Source organism: Adonisia turfae CCMR0081 (genome assembly GCF_011009555.1).
Taxonomy (GTDB): Bacteria; Cyanobacteriota; Cyanobacteriia; order Phormidesmidales; family Phormidesmidaceae; genus Leptothoe; species Leptothoe turfae.
In genome coordinates this window covers 4,547,188-4,570,119 of the sequence record NZ_QXHD01000004.1, presented here as the reverse complement: position 1 = coordinate 4,570,119, position 22,932 = coordinate 4,547,188, and the positions used below count along the sequence as shown (strand labels likewise).

The 22,932-nt window shown below is 47.5% G+C and carries 21 protein-coding genes and 1 CRISPR repeat array (1 of these 22 only partly in view); of the genes, 11 read left to right on the top strand and 10 right to left on the bottom strand.

Features of this window, described 5'->3' with window-relative positions:
• Positions 1-360: 360 nt before the first annotated feature.
• The gene (locus DXZ20_RS23640; protein WP_163661367.1) at positions 361-957 is read left to right on the top strand and encodes a hypothetical protein; all 597 of its coding nucleotides are present in this window, start codon (positions 361-363) and stop codon (positions 955-957) included.
• Positions 958-996: 39 nt separating this feature from the next.
• Here the strand turns inward: DXZ20_RS23640 and yccX are convergent, their stop codons facing one another.
• From yccX to DXZ20_RS23625, 3 genes are all read right to left on the bottom strand, one after another.
• Complete coding sequence (gene yccX, locus DXZ20_RS23635) at positions 997-1,269, bottom strand: acylphosphatase (RefSeq protein ID WP_163661369.1); 273 nt, start codon at positions 1,267-1,269, stop codon at positions 997-999.
• A 119-nt stretch (positions 1,270-1,388) separates the two neighbouring features.
• Positions 1,389-2,414 carry a tRNA dihydrouridine(20/20a) synthase DusA gene (gene dusA / locus DXZ20_RS23630; protein WP_163701291.1) on the bottom strand — a complete coding sequence of 342 codons (1,026 nt, stop codon included), beginning with the start codon at positions 2,412-2,414 and terminating at the stop codon, positions 1,389-1,391.
• Positions 2,414-4,180 carry an NFACT RNA binding domain-containing protein gene (locus DXZ20_RS23625; protein ID WP_163701288.1) on the bottom strand — a complete coding sequence of 589 codons (1,767 nt, stop codon included), beginning with the start codon at positions 4,178-4,180 and terminating at the stop codon, positions 2,414-2,416. The genes dusA and DXZ20_RS23625 overlap by 1 nt, the downstream gene beginning before the upstream one ends.
• A 283-nt stretch (positions 4,181-4,463) precedes the next feature.
• Between DXZ20_RS23625 and remA the strand changes: the two genes are divergently transcribed.
• Together remA and DXZ20_RS23615 are read left to right on the top strand one after the other, a co-directional pair.
• Complete coding sequence (remA, locus tag DXZ20_RS23620; protein ID WP_006517162.1) at positions 4,464-4,721, top strand: extracellular matrix/biofilm regulator RemA; 258 nt, start codon at positions 4,464-4,466, stop codon at positions 4,719-4,721.
• A 111-nt stretch (positions 4,722-4,832) separates the two neighbouring features.
• The gene (locus DXZ20_RS23615; RefSeq protein WP_163701286.1) at positions 4,833-5,264 is read left to right on the top strand and encodes a SufE family protein; all 432 of its coding nucleotides are present in this window, start codon (positions 4,833-4,835) and stop codon (positions 5,262-5,264) included.
• 38 nt (positions 5,265-5,302) lie between these two features.
• Here the strand turns inward: DXZ20_RS23615 and DXZ20_RS23610 are convergent, their stop codons facing one another.
• Positions 5,303-5,815 carry a MarR family winged helix-turn-helix transcriptional regulator gene (locus DXZ20_RS23610; protein WP_163701283.1) on the bottom strand — a complete coding sequence of 171 codons (513 nt, stop codon included), beginning with the start codon at positions 5,813-5,815 and terminating at the stop codon, positions 5,303-5,305.
• Positions 5,816-5,977: 162 nt separating this feature from the next.
• Here DXZ20_RS23610 and DXZ20_RS23605 point away from each other — a divergent pair, with 162 nt between their 5' ends.
• Positions 5,978-6,712: a sulfite exporter TauE/SafE family protein gene (locus DXZ20_RS23605; protein ID WP_163701280.1), complete on the top strand. Its 735-nt coding sequence runs from the start codon at positions 5,978-5,980 to the stop codon at positions 6,710-6,712.
• Here DXZ20_RS23605 and DXZ20_RS23600 read toward each other — a convergent pair.
• A complete protein-coding gene (locus DXZ20_RS23600; protein WP_250565895.1) occupies positions 6,709-8,157 on the bottom strand; it encodes a tetratricopeptide repeat protein in 1,449 nt (482 codons plus the stop codon). The two genes, DXZ20_RS23605 and DXZ20_RS23600, sit on opposite strands and share 4 nt — an antisense overlap.
• 176 nt (positions 8,158-8,333) lie before the next feature.
• Between DXZ20_RS23600 and hemC the strand changes: the two genes are divergently transcribed.
• Both hemC and glgA read left to right on the top strand, forming a co-directional pair.
• Complete coding sequence (hemC, locus tag DXZ20_RS23595; protein WP_163661382.1) at positions 8,334-9,290, top strand: hydroxymethylbilane synthase; 957 nt, start codon at positions 8,334-8,336, stop codon at positions 9,288-9,290.
• A 177-nt stretch (positions 9,291-9,467) separates the two neighbouring features.
• A complete protein-coding gene (glgA, locus tag DXZ20_RS23590) occupies positions 9,468-10,898 on the top strand; it encodes a glycogen synthase GlgA (protein ID WP_163701273.1) in 1,431 nt (476 codons plus the stop codon).
• A gap of 177 nt (positions 10,899-11,075) precedes the next feature.
• Here glgA and DXZ20_RS23585 read toward each other — a convergent pair whose 3' ends face one another.
• The gene (locus DXZ20_RS23585) at positions 11,076-11,615 is read right to left on the bottom strand and encodes a phosphate-starvation-inducible PsiE family protein (protein ID WP_163661386.1); all 540 of its coding nucleotides are present in this window, start codon (positions 11,613-11,615) and stop codon (positions 11,076-11,078) included.
• A gap of 315 nt (positions 11,616-11,930) precedes the next feature.
• Positions 11,931-13,229 carry a Caspase domain-containing protein gene (locus DXZ20_RS23580; RefSeq protein WP_348918719.1) on the bottom strand — a complete coding sequence of 433 codons (1,299 nt, stop codon included), beginning with the start codon at positions 13,227-13,229 and terminating at the stop codon, positions 11,931-11,933.
• Positions 13,230-13,334: 105 nt separating this feature from the next.
• Here DXZ20_RS23580 and DXZ20_RS23575 point away from each other — a divergent pair, with 105 nt between their 5' ends.
• Complete coding sequence (locus tag DXZ20_RS23575) at positions 13,335-14,423, top strand: tetratricopeptide repeat protein (protein WP_163701271.1); 1,089 nt, start codon at positions 13,335-13,337, stop codon at positions 14,421-14,423.
• Here DXZ20_RS23575 and DXZ20_RS23570 read toward each other — a convergent pair.
• Entirely contained in the window at positions 14,401-15,594 is a 1,194-nt protein-coding gene (locus DXZ20_RS23570; RefSeq protein ID WP_163661390.1) for a DUF4336 domain-containing protein, read from the bottom strand. The two genes, DXZ20_RS23575 and DXZ20_RS23570, sit on opposite strands and share 23 nt — an antisense overlap.
• A 281-nt stretch (positions 15,595-15,875) precedes the next feature.
• Here DXZ20_RS23570 and DXZ20_RS23565 point away from each other — a divergent pair, with 281 nt between their 5' ends.
• On the top strand, positions 15,876-16,166 hold the full coding sequence (locus tag DXZ20_RS23565; protein WP_163661392.1) for a Calvin cycle protein CP12: 291 nt from the start codon (positions 15,876-15,878) through the stop codon (positions 16,164-16,166).
• 1,110 nt (positions 16,167-17,276) lie between these two features.
• Here the strand turns inward: DXZ20_RS23565 and rbp are convergent.
• Together rbp and DXZ20_RS23555 are read right to left on the bottom strand one after the other, a co-directional pair.
• A complete protein-coding gene (gene rbp, locus DXZ20_RS23560) occupies positions 17,277-17,549 on the bottom strand; it encodes an RNA-binding regulator (protein WP_163661394.1) in 273 nt (90 codons plus the stop codon).
• Positions 17,550-19,225: 1,676 nt separating this feature from the next.
• On the bottom strand, positions 19,226-19,552 hold the full coding sequence (locus DXZ20_RS23555; protein WP_163701268.1) for a winged helix-turn-helix transcriptional regulator: 327 nt from the start codon (positions 19,550-19,552) through the stop codon (positions 19,226-19,228).
• Between the two features lie 149 nt (positions 19,553-19,701).
• Between DXZ20_RS23555 and DXZ20_RS23550 the strand changes: the two genes are divergently transcribed.
• The 3 genes from DXZ20_RS23550 (at position 19,702) to DXZ20_RS23540 (ending at position 21,982) form a co-directional block, all read left to right on the top strand.
• Positions 19,702-19,938 carry a thioredoxin family protein gene (locus tag DXZ20_RS23550; protein ID WP_006517148.1) on the top strand — a complete coding sequence of 79 codons (237 nt, stop codon included), beginning with the start codon at positions 19,702-19,704 and terminating at the stop codon, positions 19,936-19,938.
• A 303-nt stretch (positions 19,939-20,241) separates the two neighbouring features.
• Positions 20,242-21,177: a diiron oxygenase gene (locus DXZ20_RS23545; protein ID WP_250566179.1), complete on the top strand. Its 936-nt coding sequence runs from the start codon at positions 20,242-20,244 to the stop codon at positions 21,175-21,177.
• A 64-nt stretch (positions 21,178-21,241) separates the two neighbouring features.
• Entirely contained in the window at positions 21,242-21,982 is a 741-nt protein-coding gene (locus DXZ20_RS23540) for a glutamine amidotransferase (RefSeq protein WP_163701261.1), read from the top strand.
• Positions 21,983-22,895: 913 nt separating this feature from the next.
• Positions 22,896-22,932: a CRISPR direct-repeat array (repeat unit 32 nt; unit sequence GTTTCAATCCCCGTGAGGGGAAGTGGTTGATT); it runs 941 nt beyond the window's last position.

Here is a 22,932-nt window from a genome sequence, read left to right as displayed (position 1 = left end):
ACCGTAGTCATCACCCACGGCTCACCCCGCCCCACCCGTCCCCCCGTAGAAACGCTGCGGCGACCACACTCAAAGCCTTCACCCTCTTGGTTTGGCTGGGAGGACTAATTTTTATAGGAGTTTCATTAATCCTTCACGTGCTATGAAGTTTCTCAAAGGTCATTTTAGGTGGAACTACTGTTCTCTGAACCAGTCATTTATATGTAGTCATAGGGAGGCATATTTAAAACCTGATTAGTTTGAGGTTTGGATATAGCTACCCTGCTAATTAACCCATAGCAGGCATACACCGTCGAAGAAGGGCTATCGACTCAGACCAGCGTATCTACCTAGCTATGTAGCTGAAGAATCTAGGGGTATATGAAACACGTTCAGCATGATGCCTTAGAGCAAGCAATCGATATTAGAGCCGCTCGTACATTGTGTAGAGACGGCTGGTCCTGTGAGCAGATCAATGCAGTCTTAAAGAACATTGACATCAGCCACCAGCAATTTGAAACGATCCAAGCCCAATCCAGGGAACTGGACGAGCTACAACAGGTGTTTGGGCCACCGATTAACTCTTTGCGTTCTGAGCATGCTGAACCGAGTCAATCGGATCTGGATTTTTTAAATCGTGGTCCCGATGCGGCGGCCTCAGTCCTGCGGGAGAAAGGCTGGAACAGTTACGAAATTGACCTGGTTATCCGAGAATCCATGTTTGTGCCGTTAGAGGAGTCCAAACTGGCCCCTCAACAGCCTGCCTATGTTAGCTACCCGACTACCATACCGGTGTTTCCAACCCAGAATCCGAATGGCTATGCCCTTGGATATCCTGATGGTGGCATTGCTGCTGCAGCCACTCTCAGCGATCGCAGTCACTTTCACAGAACTAGCAGTGGCACCTTGAGACGTGACATTTTTATCCTGACCTTCATGGCAACCATCGGCCTAGTCATGGTATTCACGCTGCTGTAACCGCTAAGAAGCAGTCAAGACGTTACCGAGCACTTCCTATCAAGACTCGATAACAAATTCATCAAAACGATTGATGGGCAAACATTCTTCCACTTCAAGCTGCCTGACGCTAGCTCGTTCAGGCCCTTTTTTTGCCCATTCAATCAAGGCCTTTAACTGCTCATCAGAACCATCAGCCACAATTTCTACCGTATGGTCAGGCTTATTGGTGACATAGCCTGTCAACTTTAATTCTTGTGCTTTTTGGCGTGTGTGATAACGAAAGCCCACACCTTGCACCCGTCCATAAACCGTAATCTTTACTCGTGACATCTAAGGGGTGAACTAATTTCTGCCCCCATTTTGTATCAAATCGTAATACTTTTTTAAGATTTATTAAGAGCTAAAATTTTTGTCACCAAGGTATTTGTTTTTGTCTATATCCAGGACATTTACGTTGACAAAAGCATGGTGTTATAGGTATTTTTACGCATTGCCTCTACAACTTGCACAGCGGCTTCTTTGACCACATCCACACCTGCACCAGCACGACAGCTATGGTCAGTTAAGTGTCGTTTCCAAGCCCGACTGCCTGGTTGACCATGGAAGAGCTGTAGCATATGGCGGGTAATGGAATGTAGCTTTGTGCCCTGTTCAGTCCAGCGAGCAATATAGGGCAGCATGGCAGTCACTATTTGATGGCGAGTCAAGGGAGCATTGGCTGCATAAATATCTCGATCGGCAACGGCAAATAGGTAAGGGGTATCGTAGGCAGCGCGACCAATCATCACAGCATCCACTTGCTGTAGATGGGTGTCAGCCTCTTCTAGGGTTTTGATACCGCCATTGATTTCAATCCACAATTCGGGATGCTCTTGCTTAAGACGGTAAACATCGTCATAGCGTAGGGGGGGAATCGTGCGGTTGTCTTTGGGGCTCAGTCCCTGGAGCCATGCTTTACGGGCATGGACAGTAAAGCGATGACAGCCTGCTGCCATTACGGTGGTCACAAATCTGACCATGTCTTCGTAGCGATCGCAATCATCAATGCCAATGCGGTGCTTCACCGTCACCGGAATATCGACCACAGCCTGCATCGCCGCGACACAATCCGCCACCAACTCTGGCTGCGACATTAAACAGGCCCCAAAGTTACCACTTTGCACCCGATTGCTAGGGCAGCCCACATTCAGGTTGACCTCGTCATACCCCAGATCTTCAGCAATCTGCGCACACTTGGCCAAAAGCTGAGGGTCATCGCCCCCAATCTGCAAAGAAAGGGGTTTTTCGAGGGGATCGAACCCCAGAAGCTTGGTGCGATCGCCATGGAGAATCGCCTGAGCCGTAATCATCTCGGTATATAGCAGCGTTTTTTGCGTAATCTGCCGCATGAAATAGCGAAAATGACGATCCGTGCGGTCCATCATGGGAGCCACACTAAGAGGGTGCAGACGTTGGGACGGTGGGTCAAAACTCATCACTCATCTCCCTGCTTTTCCAAATACGCTTTTGCCTTTTGCGGCTGGCCCCAAAGCACGTGTTCATGCTTATAAATCACCATGCCTGGGCGAGCGCCTTTAGGTTTATAAACATGTTTGGGTTTGGTGTAAACCACCGGCACCTGCTCCGACTGACGGGCTCGACTAAACCAGGCCGCAATATTGGCTGCCATGCCCAGGTCTTCATCACTGGCTTCAGCACCAGGCTCTAAACGCAGCAACACATGGCTACCCGGAATCTCTTGAGTATGTAGCCATAGATCATAGTCATTGGCCGCTTTAAATGACAAAGCCTCATTTTGGTTATTGTTGCGTCCCACCCATATTTCAGTCCCGCTAGGAGTTTGGCATCTATAGAAATTGGGCAGTTTCTCTTCCCGTCCCCGTCCCTGTTGTTTCCATTGGCGTTGGTGCGGATCGGCTATATAGTCCTGTTGCACCAACTCATCTCGAATTTCTTCAAGGGCGGCGAGATCGTCAGTCATGGTGTATCGAGGGGTTTGACTGAGGGCGGCTTCTACCTGTTCAAGATAATGCAGCTCCGTTTCTACCTCTGCGAGCAAAGGCATGACGGCCTGACGGGTGCGCTTTAATTTTTGATGTCGCTTATATAATGCTTGGGCATTTTGCACCGCAGTTTTTTCGGGGTTTAGTGCCAGAATAACGGGTTTGCCCGAGTCAAAATCCTGAAGTTGGATTGATGTCATGCCCGGTCGCCACTCATGCAGATAAGCCATCAGCAAATCTGCCTGCACACGATGGCCCTCGGCCTGGTCAGAATCATCTAGCCGCTGATGGAAATTAGCCGCTTTCTGCCGCAGTTTTTTCGTCAGACCTTTTATCTTTTGAGTGAGTTGGTGATGGACTTGCGTAAATGTCTGCTGGTTGAGCTGCGTCGTGTAGTAATCATCTAACAGCTGTTGGATAGAACCAGCAAACCCTGGTGATGATTGCGTCCAGCCCAACACCGTGTACCCCTGATCGGCATGGGCTGGTTGAAAGTCATTTTTCCCTAGACATTGAAGCCAGCGTTGCCATTGCAAATAGAGTTGCTGCCAATCATCAGTTGTCAAACTATCGGTGGTTTGATTTGGGTCTAGACCAGCTGCTCGGCTTAGTTGTTTTGCTAACGCTGTACTTAGACCGCTATAGCTTTTCACCATCATTTTGCTGAGCTTGCCAGGCACCAAGCTAATCCGTTCTTGCCAGTCAGTGCATGGCTCGTCTAAACGGGGCAACGTCCCCACAATGGCCGGCGGTGGCTTGTATCGCCCCCCTGTGCGGATAGTGCGAACACTTGATTGCTGCTCATTCACCTGGTGTGCAGCGGTCACAATTTCCTGATGGGCATTGGTCAACAAAACATTGCTGTACTTACCCATAATTTCCACATAGAGATGCCATTCTGCAGGCTCATCAGGACGCCGAGCGAATTGCAGATCAACAGCACGCTCCCAAGGGGCAAGAAAATTAATCTTCGTTAAGGCAAGTCCACTGAACTGATGTTTCAGTTGCTGACTAAAGGTAAAGGTGTCAGGCCGTTTTGGAGGAGCCATCCCAATGTGGATACGCGCCGCCTGAGGATGCCAAGAAATTGTCAGCCATCCACGTCGATTAAATGTCCGCAGTCCAAGACAAACAGTATTACGATCTCGTTGCACAACTTGTTCACAGCGAGCAGGCAACCATTCGGAAGACAATTCACTACAAATGGCTCTAAGGGTTGTTATATCAACCGGTTGCACTCTTTATCCTCTGTTATCAGCAAATTTGGATATTTTTGAAAGATTTACCTGTTTTTTATTCAAGCTCCTTAAGAAGCGAGCACACTGGAGGTCAGTAAATCCATGAAGAATTCGTCATTCTCAATCATTAGGCCTCATTTTTCTCATGTTTAATTCCTATTTTTTTAGTTAACATTTCGGTACTAGGATTTAGTCATTTACGCACTTAAACGAGCGCATTATTAAGCATGGTAGCTGTTGCTGCTTTTGCAATTTTGTGCTCTAGATGCTTGCTTTTGAACTTATGGATATTAAGCTTATCAACATTGGCTTTGGCAATATCGTATCTGCCAATCGGGTAGTTGCCATCGTTAGCCCCGAATCTGCACCGATCAAACGATTGATTGGCGATGCCCGCGACACAGGACAACTGGTTGACGCCACCTACGGCAGGCGTACACGGGCCGTGATCGTCACCGACTCAGACCATGTGATTTTGTCAGCGCTACAGCCTGAGACTGTTGCCAATCGTTTCATGATTAACAAGGAAAACGGTGATTGACAGGCAAATGGCGGCTAATAATCCTACCTTATTGAGCAATAAAGCCTTGATAGAGACTTGAGCGGTTTACACTAGAGACATTCGTAATGGCAAAAAAATCGCATTTTGCAGATGTCCGTTAATTCCGCTCGTCCTCCCGCCTTAGACAAAATTGTCAAACGTTTTCAACGGATTCAAGACCCGCGACGTCGCTACGAGCAGTTGTTGTGGTACGCCAAACGTCTAGAGGGTTTTCCTGAAGATGCTAAGACACCTGAAAATAAGGTAAAAGGCTGCGTCTCACAGGTTTACATCCTTGCCAATGCAGATGAAGAGGGCAATGTTTGTTTTCAAGGTGATTCAGATGCACAAATTACGAAGGGTCTGGTCGCCTTATTGATTGAGGGTCTCAAGGGAATACCACCTCACGACATCGTGCAGTTGGAACCCGACTTTATAAAAGAGACCCAACTGGATGTGAGCCTCACGCCATCGCGAGCCAATGGGTTCTACAACATCTTTAAAACAATGCAGCAGAAGGCGATGGCGCTAGCGAATGAATAACCTACTGTAGGGGCGTTCCATGGAACGCCCCTACAGTATTAAGAATAGAAATCCGTAGCAAATTCATCGCTGTAGAAGTCATCTGGATCTTCTTGTTGGTTTTCCTCAGTTTTAGGTGCTGTAAGGCCAAATGCAGCCAGTAATCCTGCATTTTCAGCGGTGGAGTCTAGCACATTGGCCTGAAGCTCATGCCATATCGGGGCTGCTGTGAGTAACAGTCGCCGACCTTGGGGCGTGGCCTTGAGGAACTGACTCCGTTTGTCTTTGCCAGGCCCAATCTCAATCCAACCATGTTTCTGCATGCGGTCAATGGTGCGGCTAATGGTGGACTTTTCCATGCCGAGCATTTGCCCTAGCTGGCCAGGGGCAATTGGCCCCCGACTAATAATTGTGGCTAAGATGTTGAGCTGATTAACGGTTAAGCCTAAGGGGCGCAAAGCCTCGTCATAGAGACGCGTAACCATACGATTGATTTGTCGTAATCGCATGGCAATACAGTGATTGGTCATCTGACGAGCAATTTCTTTAGGGGTACCGTAGGTTGCCGCCATGGTTAAGTCACACTTCACTAGTTGTATATTCAACCATTTAGCACTTAAACTCGTAAATTACATCAGTAGCCAGCACATTAGGCTGAAAAGCTAAGATTTACATCACAACATTTTTCTTAATAATCAGTAAGATTTAGAAGTACGTAATCATGGCGGGACCCTATGGACATCCTCAATGCGAGTATGGCTGACAGTCTCTGGATTGGTTTAATTGTGGGGCTGGCGTCTCTAGTGCAGAGCCTGACAGGGTTTGGGTTTGCCCTGGTAGCAGTCTCATTGCTGCCATTTTTTATGGACCTACAGCTGGCGGTGACTTTAGTGATCGCCGTGGGGCTGATTGGCAACGTCGTCCTCTGGTGGTACTACCGGGATAATTTTGAATGGTCCCGGATCATACATTTATCGGTGGCTGCCCTGGTGACAATTCCAGTGGGCGTTATGGGCCTGCATTATGTCCCAGAGCATTTGGCGCTACAGGCGCTCGGTGTTCTGGTTTTGGCCTATGTTGGTTACTCATGGCTACAGCTATCGCTACCGGAACTGACCGGACGCCCCTGGGCCTATGCCTTTGGTGCAGCCTCGGGCGTCTTGACAGGGGCCTTTAATATCGGTGGGCCGCCGATTGTGATCTATGGCAACTGCAATCAGTGGAGCCCTGAGCAGTTTAAGGGCAACTTACCGGGGGTGTTTTGTGTGCTGTCGTTGGTTGCGATCGCAACCCACATCTGGCAAGGCGATTTCAGCGCCGCCCTACTCACCCAGGTAGAATATGCAGCACCGTTCTTTGTCGCAGGTTTAGGCCTCGGGATTTGGCTATCTAAATATATTGATGCCGCTAACTTTCGGCAGATTGTCCTCGTGCTACTGGGGGCAATTGGCTTAAAACTGCTGATTTAATTATCTGACCCTGGTGCTGGTGGGGCCTCAGGTGTAGGCTCCTCGGGCGTAACATCAATGGTTTCGTCGGTGATCACTTCCACCTCAGGTAGTTCCTCAGGGATTGCATCCTCCGTGAGATCTTCTTCACTTAGCTCGCCATCGTCGGGGGGCTCAATTTCCACCGGAGCAACATCAAAAGGAGGATTATCCTTGAGTTCCTCCCTTAAAGAGTCCCCCAGGGTGGGCTCAGTCTCTTCAGCCTCAACAGTGTCCTCTGGGGTACGGTCTAAACTGAGCTTGGCCACCTCACCTCTAAAGTAGGCTTCACGGTATTGAAGGGACTCCGAAAACGCCAGCCCTGCACGAAAAGCAACCAAAGCATTGTCGCGATCATCAATGCTCAGGTATAGCTGTCCCAGGCGGTCATAGGCCTCTAAAATGCCGTGCTGGTTATACGCTTGCTGCTCAGCCCTGACCAGCAGGTTATACATGGTGAGCGCTTCATTGGTCAGGCCTTGCTCGGCATACAAATCACCCAAATCTTTCAGCACAGTACTCACATGACCATACAGCTGTAGGCTCTGGGCTGTCACGTAGGCCAGGTTGTAATATTGCAGCGCCTGGGGATAAACCCCAATGGCTCGAAAATTACGAGCCATATCAATTTCTAGGGGGGGTTCGCGATCATTTTGAGCCGTCGTTCTATACAGTCTTAGCAACTCGGTTTGCACTGGCAGTGCTTGGGCATAGTCTTTGGCTTGCTGATAGCTATAAATCAGATCCTTTAAATATTGCGTATGCTCCAGGGTGTTGCCTTGGATGTCAGCCCTGTCAATTAACTGGGTATATAGCTGAGCCGCATTGTCAAAATCAAACCACTGTAAATAGTGGGCCGCCAGCACCACCACCCACCCCTGCTGAGTCAGCGTATCCGCTGCGGTCATGTCGATCAGTTGCTGATAAATCTCCGTGGACGTGTCCCGCATCCGCAACGTCTGAGCAATCGTCGCAATGGTTTCCACCCGTTCTAAGGTGGCCGATTCCTTTTCTGCTTCCCAAATCCGCTCCAGCCGCACCGACATTAAACGGACCTCTTGCGATCGCTGCGAATTCCAAGCCTGCTGACCAATACGGCTCAACGCTTCCAATTCTGCTTCAAGGCCAAATACACGACGTAGTTGCACCTCACGCATCCAGAGTTCAAACGCTTCATCAGGCTGTTCCGCCAGCAGCAGTGCCCGAGCCTCGGCATCCAGTTGAAATAGCGCCAGTTCCAGAGCGTAAAGTTCTAGAGGACTCAGGGGACGGTCCACCACCGCCGTCGGTAGCAACGGATCCCGTGGTTCCTCCTCCAACGGATCACTCAGAAATGCATCCAGCAGCACCGGGTCTAAACGCTGACCATAGGCTGGCAACGACATTAATGTAAGGACAGCTAAACTACCCACTAGTCGCTGACCCAAGCATCGAAACCAATGCCGCTTTCGTAAACTAAAATAAACACTCATTTACAGAACTTTGTACTTACGCTGCTTTGCAACCGTGAGCGGTCGTCCGTGCTGTAACCTTAAGATCTTGTGTAAATCTTTTGTCAGCAGGCCTTTGCTGGCTGTCTAACCATAAAACAAATCTGTTAACTATGTCCCCAAATGTAGCAACCCGCACTATTCGGATTGGTTCTCGTAAAAGTCAGCTTGCCCTAGTGCAAACCCACTGGGTGCAGGGTGAGCTACAAAAACGCTTTCCTGAGATTAACTTCGAAGTTAAAACTATGGAAACCCAAGGGGACAAAATTCTCGATGTCTCCCTTTCTAAAATTGGCGACAAGGGCCTCTTTACCCAAGAACTTGAGGACGACATGCTCAACGGCACCGTTGATTGTGCCGTTCATTCTCTGAAAGACTTACCCACTCGCCTACCCGAAGGACTAATGCTAGGCTGCGTGACCGAGCGAGAAAACCCCGCCGATGCCATGGTTGCCCACGAGAAGCATGCGGGTAAAAACCTGGATCAGCTACCTGAAGGCGCTGTCATTGGGACGTCTTCCTTACGTCGTCTCGCCCAGTTGCGTCATCACTACCCGTCTTTCCAATTTAAAGATATTCGCGGCAACTTAAATACCCGTCTACGTAAACTCGATGAAGGCCAGTACGATGCCATTATCTTGGCTGTCGCGGGCTTAAAGCGTCTGGACATGGCTGATCGCATTCAGCAAGTGGTTCCTGCCGATGTTTCTCTGCATGCTGTGGGCCAGGGTGCCCTGGGTATCGAGTGCCGCAGCGGTGACGACGATATTCTGGCGGTTATTAAAACACTGGAGCATTTACCCACTGCCCAGCGTTGCTACGCAGAGCGCGCATTCCTGCGGGAGCTAGAAGGTGGCTGTCAGGTCCCCATTGGTGTGAACACCGTGATTGAGGGAGATACTCTCACACTGACCGGTATCGTCGCTAGCCTGGATGGTCAGACAGTGGTGAAGGATGAAATCTCAGGTCCTGTGACGACAGCGGATGAAATGGGAACTACTTTGGCTAAGCGAGCTAGAGATGCCGGTGCCCAAGCAATTTTGGATACGATCAACGCTGAAAACCGTTAATTGCGCATTCGTCCATAGTCGAGCGGTCTACATTCTTAGGGGCGTTGCCTGCAACGTCCCTAAGAATTGATTGGTTTACTTGCCCTTCCGTAGGCTTAAACACTATGCACAAATCCAATCCCCCTCTAGACTTGATCCCGTGGAAGATGGGTTTTTCATCGGGGCAATAGGAACGCGATGCGAATTTTATTTGTGGCAGCAGAGGCCGCACCTTTAGCAAAGGTCGGTGGCATGGGAGATGTGGTCGGCACATTACCCAAAACACTGCGCGCCATGGGGCACGACGTGCGCATATTTATGCCCTATTACGGCTTTATGGGAGACAAGGTAGAGATCCCCGACGAGCCCACCTGGTGGGGGTATGCCATGTTCAATGCCTTTGCAGTGTACGAAACCACACTGCCAAAATCAGAAGTTCCGCTATACCTATTTGGTCATCCTGCCTTTGATGGCAATGAGATTTACGGCACTCCAGACGAAGATTGGCGCTTTACCTTCTTTGCCAACGGTGCTGCCGAATTTTGCTGGAACCATTGGAAACCCGATATCATTCACTGCCATGACTGGCACACGGGCATGATTCCAGTCTGGATGCATCAATCCCCTGAAATTTCCACTGTATTTACCATTCACAATCTGGCTTATCAAGGCCCCTGGCGCTGGAAACTCGACAAAATCACCTGGTGTCCCTGGTACATGAAGGGTGACAGCACCATGGCAGCCGCCCTACTATATGCCGACCGGGTGAATGCCGTCTCTCCCACCTATGCTCAACAAATCCAAACCAAAGAATACGGCGAGAAATTAGAAGGACTGCTGTCCTACATCAGTGAGAAACTGAGCGGCATCGTCAACGGTATTGACCTCGATGAGTTCAACCCTGAAACCGATGCGCAAATTACCCAGACCTATACAGCAGAAACCTTAGAAAAACGCGCTCTCAACAAAGAAGCCCTCCAGGAAGAAATGGGCTTAGAAGTTAACGACGGGCGTTTTCTCATTGGTCTGGTTAGCCGGTTAGTCGAGCAAAAGGGTATCGACCTAATTTTGCAGACGATGGATCGATTTTTGGCCTATACCGATGCACAGCTCGTACTTTTAGGCTCTGGAAACCGCCATTACGAAACACAGCTTTGGGAATTATCCAACCGTTTCCCCGGTCGCGTATCAGTTTATTTGATGTATAGTAGCCAGCTGGCCCAAAAAATCTATTCTGGCGCTGATGCCTTCCTAATGCCATCAAAATTTGAGCCCTGCGGCATCAGTCAAATGATTGCGATGCGCTATGGCTGTGTACCGATTGTGCGGCGTACAGGTGGCCTTGTGGATACCGTTAGCCATCACGACCCCGTCACTGGCACTGGTACCGGCTACTGTTTTGACCGCTATGAGCCGTTAGATTTGTTTACCTGTATGGTACGTGCCTGGGAAGGCTTCCAGTACAAGCCGTTCTGGAAAAAACTACAGCAGCGGGCCATGGCAGAAAACTTTAGTTGGGAAAACTCTGCCCTGGAATACATCAAACTCTATAGCGAGATCAAGGGAATAGCTGCTGAAAGTCAAATCCCCATTGAGTATGGCGGCCAGTTGGCAATCAAGCACAACTAAGCCGCCGATTTGGTTATGGCTGCTCCGAGCATTAGTACCCATATCCATCAAGCTGGAGCAGTGTTGTTGATAAATGTCTAAAAACACTAAACATCGTCGCGAACTAGATCAGTGCTTGTTGTCGAATCCAGGCAGCTCTCGACAAGATTGAGCTGCCAATCTCTCGCATCTGCCCAGTTAAGACTGTCGTAATTCAGCATCCAGTTTGTTTTCCATTTCAGCTAACTTTTTGGCAAAGCGTATCCGATGACGACGAGACACCTGCTGCTCAGGGTCAATGCCATCAAATGTGGGCGGAATCCAGGCACGGACCACCAATAAAGTCCCCAACACGAGCAGAAAAGAACAGGCAGCCATGACCTGCACCCACGGGGTTTCCAAAATGCCCCGCACAATGATTTCCCGCAACACTGACACAATCGAGACTTCCACCGCCACACCAATAGAAACACGGTGCTCTTTCAAGTAGATAATCAACAACCGAAACAGTTCTACCAGGATCAGCAGGAACAATATATCGGCGGTGACCTGAGGGAAATTCAAAGGGGGTAACAGTGACAAAAACATCTCTCGTAGCTGCATCACCATAAAGCTAAACAAACCAATGCAGAGAGAAATCACAATCAAGTCTTGTATCAGCTCTAAGAAGCGTACAACGTGGGTGCCACTGAACCAGCTGCTCCAGCGAGGGGACTTTGATGCCGATAAGGATTCCATAATAGTTAGAAGGTAAATGGTCAGGCGAGCGAAGCAGTCTTAATCCCAGATATAACGACAGATTGCCGGGAACCGTTGGATCAGTACTGCGAACTGTCGCGTAAACGCCCAGATTCTTGAAAGGATGAGTACCAACCAGTCAGCTTAACCACAGGAGCTATCTGCTGGAATGGTTGATAGGTTAATTCCTATGATTAGCGGTTTATCATGATTTGTAAAATGTCAATCTTAAAATCAATTGATAATATTTTCTTATAGAAAGATATCTGGACTATTTGCCAGACAAATACTTCAAACGGATAAGCCCCAGCGCCCCTACGACTGTGGTGTGGCAATACTGCTGTTTTCACAGTTCGTAATTTGTTCTAACACTAGTTTTAAGTCATCTTGATCGCCCTGCTGAATCTGTTGCATCATTGAGATGTTGACCAGTTCCATGCCTAAACGCACCCAGTAGGCACCGGTAACAGATTCAAAATCAATCGGGGGCATTTGACTAGAATAGGACTGTTTTAGATCCAGAGAAAGCTTCTCACTCAGCGCACGAATTACATGCTGGCGATGGGGTTCAGCCTGGTTCAGAATGTCATCCATAGGCCGGGCCAAAACCTCAGCAATCTTGTCTTTGCTGGCTTGTTTTTGCAACCACACTTCTAAGGTAGACACGGGCCAGTCAGTGGTCTCTTCATCCACTTTTGCAAAGGCGTGGGCTTCAGCATAGGCGACTGTTCCGTCGATATTATAGTCAGCCGATGCCACTGGCTGGCCTACACGGTCAACACCGCTTAATCCAGCAAAAAAGCTAGAGCTGTAATCACGATAATCGGCCTCATTCACTGCGGGCGTGCAGCCCACCGATGGCCGCTCAGCGACGGTGGCAAAGAAACCACAGCGAGTTTGTAAAGCAACAGGATTTTCAGGATTACCCTGTTCATAAATGAGATTAGCAAAGGATCCTGAAAAACACTGGGCCATCATTGCCACAAAGGGTTGATCGGATGATAGCTGATCGAGCCAACCGCCCAGTTGTTGCACTGAAACCAATTTCTCTTCCCAGAGAATCATCGCATTGTTATCGGGATTCTCGCTGTTATAAGCACCATGGCCAGTGAAATAGAAAAATGCTGGGCATGGTGAAGACTTATTGGCTAAATCGTCAAACCATTTTTGAGCATTATCAACGGTGGCAGCACCATCCAGACTGTCAATTTCTGGAGGCTTAAACTGCTCTTGCCCGACAAGGTTGATGTAGCGAACGGTGGGCTGACCATCATTGCCGTTAGCAAAATATTGGCGAACACTGCTGATGTCAATTTTGAGGGTATTGAGAGTGCGTTGAAAGTAACGTACGTTTTTCTCCAGGGCAATTTCGTTGTAGTAAGCAGCCCCACCCCCAGCTAACACCAAAAATTCCATGGGCACAACGACTGCCTGCGCCACCGATGGGGCATTCTCTGTATATGCCTGTTTTCTCCAGCCCACCACCAAACCAATGGCAATACCCATGAGGCTGGTCGTTAACAGCTGAGTCAGAAACGGGAATTTGCGCATGGGGAATGCCGATGTACCTTGCCTTATTTTAGACAAGGTTTCTGCTTCATTGGTGGCATTCACAAGCCATTATCCTGACCAGGCACTCCTCAGGGGGATGCTCCTACCGATTTCCATGATTACAATGGGAAAGATTTTTGGCTCATTTGCCGTCGCAACCGCCAACCTATGCATCAACTTGTCACTACAGCCCTTGAAGCCCAGGATTATCGTCGTGCCAGTCAATTGCTTAAGCAGTGGCGTAAGGCGGCTCCTAAAGATCCGTTTATGTTGCTATCGATCGGGCGATTGCACGAAGGCACACTACAGTGGGATGCGGCGGAGAAAACCTATCTCACCTTTCTCAAACGGGTGAATAATCCTAAGCTCATGGGACAGGCTCGTGCCGGATTAAAGCGTGTGCAGCAAGCACGGGAGGCTAGCCGTCAAGCAGCTCTCAATGAAGCAAAGGCGGTGCTGGGCAGTGATGAGCCAGGGGTACTGGTGATTACACCACCGCAGGATGCTAAGCAAGCGGCCATGGGACTCGCCGACGTTTTACGCATTGACCCGTATATGGCAAGACTGCAGCTACCTAAGCGGGGCATGCGATTGCAGCGCAGCGGCCCCATTGGAGAAATGCAATATTACGGTGAGGCGTTGCAGGCGGTAGGTGTGCCAACGTTATGGTCAACCATTGACGATCTAAAAACTGTGCAGGTGTTTCAGATTAAGCATTTTCGCGAGATCGCACCGGAACCAGTGATTGTATGCCAGAGTCCAACTGGTCAGATGGGCTCAATGCAGTTTGACTGGTCTGAGGTCACTCAAATTATTCGGGCTCAGCTGCCAGTCTTTGAGCGCATTACGGAAAAGGGACCTTGGGGTAAAACCAAGGACAAAGTGCAGGTTCAGGACTATGTCCAGGTGATGGATTTGCATGTACATGGGCGGAAGAGTATTTTGCGGATTTGCGATCGCACCTACGAATTCCGCAATAGCGTTGCCCTAGTGCCTGACCAAACGAATCTCACATCCACCCGCATTCGTTGGAATGGCCTCATGCAGCAAATCACCAGTACAACTGAATGCCCGGTGTGGGAAGACTTTAGCAACTTTGGCCAGGGCGCTTTAGAAGTGGTGCCCTTACTGCCCTATATGCCAGTTTATCTGGATCTACAGCGGCGTAAGCCTAGCGACTGGGATACCGCGTTTCAAATCTATACCGCCCTGATTTTCCGCCAGAAACCGGGGGCTACGGCCCAGGCGGAGGCATAACGCGGATACGTTCTAGCTGCTGGCTGATACGATTCAACAAATCAAAATCTGCTTCTGGCAAATCACCCCCTCGTCCAGCCCGGTTCTCTGCCTCCAAAAATGAGAATGCCTGGCGGAATGTGTGCCCATCCGCCTTAATCAGTGCATTCAAATGGCAAGGAATTATCTGCTCAAACGACAGCTGGGAGACTTCATCAGCCCAAGTTAAAACCACTTTTGCACACCGGTTAAAAATCAAAGACTGCAAAACCGGCGCAACCATCAATCTGCCATTCCCCCGCAGGCGTTCAAATGATCGCTGCCAGTGGGGGTGCCAATCAAAGGGATATAAACCAAAATAAGCCCGCTTAGACCGATCAGATGCCGTTTTAGCCGCCCGTAAAACCCGCCACCATTGAGGATCTTTAAGCGCATCGGGGCGAAAGTAGAAGGCAAACAAAACAATACGTTGCCAACCCTTACGGCGATTTTCAGCCGTATCTGCCAGGTGATCAGCAGCACTATCCTTGGCATGAAACAGCAGCGGATAGCTATCTAGCTGCACAATTGCTGGCGGTTCCGCTGGAATTGAAACCACCGAATCAGTCACTAGCAATGTTTTAGACGCCCGATGCAGCAGGGCTACTTCTGAAAAGGGACCAACCCCTAAATTGACGGGACCGAGCACACGGTAATCGAACTCATCACCAAAGGGAGCATCAGCAGGACTCTCAGGTAACCAATGGGTACGACCCATGGGAAAGCCTAGCCAGCTGAGGGGTAAATTCAGCGGAAAGCTCCATTGATGTTTCGCAACATATACCTGAGCTGAAGGAAACTTGCGAGCAAAGGGTCCTACAAATACCTTGTGCTCTAACCCAGTGACGGTGGGCAAAATAATGTACTTTACATCGCCATGCTCAGCCACAAGCTCATGGACCAGACGAATACATTCGGGGGTAGGAGCAACGGGCGCATAGACTAGCAAACCTCCGGCAGCCAGCCGGATCACCGTCATGCGAATGGGCACCACCACATACAAGATGCCCTGCATTTGGTCAAAGGTCCAAACCTGGTTAGCGATTACCTCACGGCGCAGTGTGCGTCGCTGACCATAGGGATATAACGGCACCAGCGGCCACCATGGCCACGACCAGTCGGCGGAACGTTCAATTGCCCGCGAGTCAGACACACCCTCTCCTCCAGATTTAACGCTCAAGTTTTAGTATTTTACGACCCTGGCCGATCTAAGGTGATGAGAAAATCCTAAACTTGTTGACGGATAGTGGATTAAAGGGATTGTGATCCCCTGAGATCGGTAAAGAAAGTTAGTAGGTAAAGAAAGTTAGCCAAAGTTAGCCAATTAGAGATGAAACTTATATGTGGGTAGATTTACAGTCGCTAAAATGACAGGCAGTGTGCGAGCTACCAACAGTCCATCACCAACGTAGTTCTTAAAACGTAGTTCTTACCATGGCTAACACCACTATTACACCCACAACAGCTTCTACAACCTCTACACCACTAAAGGCACCATCATCAAAATCAGCATTTGAAACACAACTCCAAGCCGCACTCGAACATGCCCGTCGCCTCACTGAGATGCAAGGCCCCGAGAGCATTGAGGTAGCTCTTGCCTGGGAAACCGTCGAAGAATTGCAAACGGCGAAAGCGGGTCACCAAAAGGTCAATCCCACCATAGCCTTTGTTCGCTACTGTGCCGAGAATCCTGGCGCTGCTGAAGCTCGCGTGTATGACGTCTAAGGCATTAGACACCCGCACTCAGGCATTGCCTCTCTTCTAAATACGTACACTTTAAGTCCCTGCCCTATCGGTAGGGGCTTTTTATTATCCCCAACTTGAACATAACGCCTCCATAGAGTTATCTCACTGATTGACAAGAACAACAGTGACAAAAACAACGTTAACGTTTGTATCAGAGAAGAGATTTTCAAACATCGCCGGAATATTCTAAGGACATGGGTTGAGAAGCCCTAGTCATAACGAAAGGAGGTCTAATAATAGATATCTCAACAGAATCGTTTGACGGATCAAAGACAGCACCCAAACAACTCACTGATTCTCTTCTTACTGGTACTAGAGAGCTCTGTTTATAGTAGGCTCACCTGTTATAAAACAACTCTAAAAAGTCTTGTTAGATTTAGAAGAACTCTTCAGGTGATTGTTATGGGTGCTGTAGCACTTTAAATCTTTACTAGAGAATCATCCGATAGCCTCAGTCGTCGGACAGTAGCAACAAATATCCCTGGAGTCCTTTAGTGAACACCTCATCTGATCGTGCCACAGTGATCTAAGACACCAATCAGAAAAAATTGATAGTTATATAAGGAGACGGTGGGGGTATCCTGCAAAGGAGGGCATATGCTACATCTCGGCATATAGTGAACTCACAGGCAAAGCAAACTATGGAGTAACGTCCTATAGCGAACCCTATATCTAAGTAGACAGAACACTGTACTACTTAACCCTTTATATCTAACCCGAAGCCTCCATGAACCTTAGTGTTCGTGGGGGCTTCTTATATGGAAGTATAGGCAAGCTGCTCGATTAGTACGTTGTGGCTTAGGTTTGCCCAGGATCAAAGGGGGATGGGGAGATGGGAGGCTCATACTAAGGCTATCGATAACCTCCAGAAAGTTTTGCCTTGATGCGCGTAATAAGTCCATTGTCCGCTGATGGAGCAGGGGGCTAGTCAGGGTTAACCAAGATTGGGTGCTGAGTGCATCCCGTACAACTGATACATAAAAGGGTTCAGGTACTTCTACCTGAACCCTTTTAGTTAGAGCTAACCTTTACAACCAAACAGCTACGAATGACTGGACGTCATATATTCAATAGCCATGGGAAAAGTTTTTACCAACTTTTGCGACCGCCACCGCGATTTTCACGGGGCTTAGCTTTATTAACCTTTAGATCACGCCCCATCCACTCTGCACCATCTAGTGCTTCGATGGCAGCTTCTTCTTCAGAATCTGTACTCATCTCGACAAAACCGAAGCCGCGCATGCGACCGGTTTCACGATCAGTGGGCAGATGAACACTCTTGACTGTTCCATAGGCTGCAAATGCAGTCGTTAGATCAGCATCTGTAACGTCATAGGACAGATTGCCTACATAGATTGACATGGATTTTCTCCAAAACTTAGGGGATATGTAGAGGGAAGTTTCGAGAAGGGAAATGTCAATGGAAAAACGATAAAACTCGTTAATACTAAAAACAAAAGCTACCAACCGATCTTTAATCTCTGGGTCAATTATAGGCCATGGGACAGCACCTTGGATGGGTAAGGGACTGCGGCGGGTCAAAATCACTACTATCCTTGGCCTACATTACGCTCCCCACCTGCATTCACGCCTTAAACTGGGCTATCTGACTGAGCGCTACATGACACGACCAGGGCCGAAAATCCTTTGGTTTGCCAGTGGCATTTCACCATTTAGGCAACGGAGCTGCCCTTGACTCGTCATTTGTATTTTGATTGGAGCGTGGATTCTTAATCTGCGACGGAGTTATCTATTTCTAGACAGATAAACTCAAAATGAGCACTAGTTGATGCTACATCACACCATAGACCGAGTTCACTAACCAGAAACAAAAAACAACAACATTAACGTTTATATCCCAGAAGAGACATAAACCTCTCCTGGGAATATGCTGTATACATGAGCTGAAAAGCTTATATCCACAACAAAGGAGGTCAACAATCGATATCTCAATAGAATCGTTTGAAGGATCAATACCAGCATCCAAACAGGTCACTGATATTTCTTCTTGCTTGCGCTAGAGAGTCTTATTGATAGTGAAGATAGCTCTTCAAATAATAATCTAGAAAGTCTTGTTAAATGTAGAAGAATTCCTCAGGTAGATCGTTCTGGGTGCTGTTGTGTTTTAAAGCGTTGCTAGACCAATCGCCCAACGCTACACCTCACTGGGCAATGGCACAAAACAGGCGCTGAATCCTATAGTCAATACTCAATCAGTTTCATCCACAGTGATCACAGACACAAACCAAGGAAACTTGATGGTTGTGTAAACAGACGATGGGGTTATTCTGCCAAGGGATGGGTAGGTGCCATCTCGGCATACAGTGAAGTCACAGGCAAAGCACTGTATGGCATAACCTCCTATAGCGAACCCCATATCTGAGTAAACAGACTACTGTACTACTGACCTAAATTTATTTAGGCACCCTTTATATCTAACTCGAAGCCTCCATGGGCCTTAGTGTTCGTGGAGGCTTCTATAGTAGCCGCGCAATCGTCAGTGCTATATGTTAATGCGTATAATTCAGCAGCTTGCTCCTGATCAAATTGAGTCATTATCATATTTTATTTTTTAATTGAAGTGGGCCTGATTCATGGATCACGCCCACTTTCTACTGATAAGCCTCTAACGCATGCACGCTGACTGACTAGTCACTGAACACAAGTGCGGTGAGGACTGTTTAGCACTCCATAAGTTGCATCAGCAACCCTGATAATTCAATGTGTGTGTCAGCGGCCCCACTGAGGCTGTGAGCCGAGACTGCCATGATGTCCCATGGTAATTCATAGCTTTTATCGCAGAACAAGTGAGTTATTTTTGATGAGGCAACTTACAACTTACTACAATATGTAGCAATTTGCACTACACAAGGGCAGACACAAAAGAAAAAGGCTTCAAAGTTGGTATTTGACTAGTCGCCATTAGTGTGGGCTTGGTTACCGCATCCATTCTGGGTAACCAGGTCTATTACTTAGGTAAGCAGTCCTAGCCACGAGCCTGGTAGAGCAGGTGGTTAACATACTGTCTAGCTCTAGCATCAATCATTCTCTCTTATACCCTTAATAATTTCCTCCTCAAGTTCTGTATTGAGAGACTGAATTTGTTGGATAACATCAATGAGCTTTTGGCCTAATGGCGTTATGGAATATTCCGTACGGGGTGGTACTTCAGGAAACGAGTGTTTTTTTAAAAGGCCATATGCCCTTAACTTTCGCAAACGCTCTGCTAGGACTTTTTTCGAAATACCGTTGATATGCTTTTCCAGAGCCCCTGGCCGGATAACACCATTGCTCACTGCAAGCAGGACAGGTACGGACCATTTGCAGCCAAGAACATTTTCAAGTTTTCGAGCGCTACTTTGCATCTGTTATCTAATTTTTCTCTAGATAGTTCAATGAATTAAACCAAAAAGTGCCTACCCCACCAAAAAGTGCCCCCTTTCCTAGATGGTTTGCCTACGTTTAGCCTAAGCAATAGGCGCACATCGCCCAATACTTAACCTAGGAAAGAATCATGAGTAAGACAGCTACTTTTTATCATGCTGGTTGTTCAGTTTGCATTGCTGCTGAAAATAATCTAGCAACAGCAATAGATACGTCTCGCTACAATGTGGAGAGCGTACATCTCGGCAATGATCAATCCCGGATTGCTGAAGCCGAATCAGCGGGCGTCAAATCTGTACCCGCATTGGTGATAGACGGTGAAGCATTCCATATCAATTTTGGCGCTAGTTTGTCTGATTTGAAATAGCTAAAACGGGTATCTGCTTCAAGCACAATATTCTCTCCAAGAAAGTAGTTTAAAACACTTGAGTTTTCCAGTTCCCATTGGCTTTTATAACTATCAACAACAAGTAATAAATATCTACTCACCTCAGCGTGCAGTGGAAACAACACTTGAAGTTGATTATACCTGCCGATTAATCCCTTGGCTAGATAATCCCTCGGCTAGAAACGTAAGCTTATCAGTGGAATCGCTATGAATTCAGTAATTGAACCCTCAAAAACACAAACTGTCAAGCCCGACTCTTCAGCTGATATCTCTCACTCTCGGATGCTATTGGAGAAAATGGCCCATAATTGGCACCTTAGGTCCCAGGTTAGCCAAGTTAAAAAGAAAGTAGCATATGAGTCATCATCCGAGATGGCCTTCAACCCAAATCGAGAAGATTTTCGTTTAGATTTGCTACCATTTAAAGATCACCCGGATTTTTTAGCTGCACCTTCAGAAATTAGACAAAAAGTCCTTTCCTGTGGCTGGATTGCCTATAACGAAAAAACAATTGATATTGAATCCAAGGTAATTGCCCCAGCATGTAATCATATTCTCTATCGGGAAGTTCCAGGGGTAGATGATGAGACAAGCCAATTGATCGCTAGCGATACCTTAGTCGATGAAGCTTATCACATTCAACTGGTTGTGCATGCTTGCAATATCACCCGTGAACATCGTCAATTACAACACTTAAAATTACCAAGTTTTACCTTGGTAAGAAAGATGACGCAAGAAAAAGAACGCTATTCAGAACCATGGAAAAAGCTTCTTGTTCAGATGGCTACAGCTATTGTTTCAGAGGTTTTTGTTAGCGATTATTTGTCGCTGCTTGCGTATGATAAGGAGATCCAGCCTTTGAACCAGCTGACTGTTTATACCCACCTACGTGACGAGAAGGCTCACCATAGTATTTTCCTAGAGTTGGCCAAGTGTATGTACGCTAATTTGTCACTAGAGCAACAGATGTTCTTTAGCCAGATATTGCCCAAGCCTGTCCGCTGGTTTGCCGATGCAGAACTAGATGTATGGGGGGCTATGCTACAGCAAATCAATTTTCCTAATGCCAGAACAATCATCCAAGACACAGCGACAAATGCAGACGTTGATCTGCTGAGAATTGACTATTCCGATGTCATTCAACTGGCTAAGGAATTAGGAGTGCTAGATTCTGTAGCAGGGGCAGACAGCTTTGCACAAGCAGGTTTATGTGACTAAGACAACACCTTGCTTCTTGATAGACACACACCCAAAACGCGTAAAAGTTTTCAAAAAAGGAACCATGAAGACAGCCATTGCAATTCGACATATTGCCTTTGAAGACGTAGGTAGCCTTGCCCCTGTCTTAGAAGATCAGCGATATTCTCTTCAGTATTTAGACGCAGGGGCCGATAATTTAGCTAACCTTGACCCAGCTAGCCCCGATTTGCTGATTATTTTAGGTGGACCGATTGGAGCCTATGATGAGCAAGATTATCCGTTTCTAAAGGATGAGCTTCGGATATTAAAGCACCGACTTGAGGCTGATTTGCCCACCCTAGGAATTTGTTTAGGTGCCCAGCTAATAGCGCGTGTTCTGGGGGCCAAGGTTTACCCTGGAAGCGCAGGGAAAGAGATTGGTTGGTCCCCCATCAACTTAAGTGAAGCAGGCCATCAGTCTGTCTTACAGCCCCTCGCGACTGCCGATGCTGTTTTACATTGGCATGGCGATACCTTTACATTACCCGATGGTTGCGATCGCTTAGCCTCAAGTGCTAAGTATGAAAATCAAGCATTTTCCTACAAGCAAACGATCTTAGCCCTACAGTTTCACCCAGAAGTCATCACTCAAACAGTGGGAAAATGGTTTATTGGCCATGCTTGTGAGATTGGCTCGACCACAGATGTGACAGTTGCAGCCTTGCGCCAAGATACACAGAAATATGGGAAAACGTTGCAGCACTTAGCCAGTCTCTGTTGGCGGCAATGGTTAACCCAAATTGAGCAAGCAACTCATCTACGTAATCAGCCCGTCAATGTTTAGCGCATAACCTTGACAAGGTGTCTTACTTTCATCGAACGTACGCAAACGCCGAATCACTCTCGACGTTTGCGTATCTCGGTATCCAAAAAGAAAGTACCCGCTAAGCTGATCGAATCAAAATGTCCCAATCACTTATCACACCATAGAGTTATCTCACTGTTTTACAAGAAAAACAATGACGAATAACAACATTAACGTTTGTATCAGAGAAGAGACATTCAAGCATTATCGGAATATCCTAAGGACATGAGCTGAAAGGCTTATGGCCATAACGAAAGGAGGTCTGACAATAGATATCTCAGTAGAATCAATTGACGGATCAAAGACAGCACCCAAACAACTCACTGATATCTCTTCTTAATGGCACTAGAGAGCCCTGTTTATAGTAAGGTCGCCTTATTAAAACAACTCTAAAAAGTCTTGTTGAACTTAGGAGAACTTTTCAGTTGATTGTTTTGGGTGCTGTTGTTTTTAAAGCTTCACTAGACTAATCGCCCGACGCTACAATTCTCTGGGCAATAGTGCACAACCACGTCAGAACCCTTTAGTTAATATCCTATCTGCTCATCCCACAGTGATCTCTGACACATGCTAGGAAAAATTGATGGTTGTGTAAGCAGACGATAGGCTTGTGCGGCAAAGGTATGTATGTAAACCATTTCGGCATACAGTGAATTCACAGGCAAAGCACTGTATGGAATAACTTCCTAGCACGAACCCTATATCTAAGTAGACAGAATCCTGTATTACTTAACCCTTTATATCTAAACCGAAGCCTCCATGAGCCGTAGTGTTCGTGGGGGCTTCTTATATGAAATGCCTGGTTGCCTGATTCCGATATAGCAGGGCAATCATAAGGGGAAGTGGTTGATTGTGACGTGTGTAAATTTCTTTAAATGCTTTCTGGTAGTCCGTTTCAATCCCCGTGAGGGGAAGTGGTTGATTGTGAC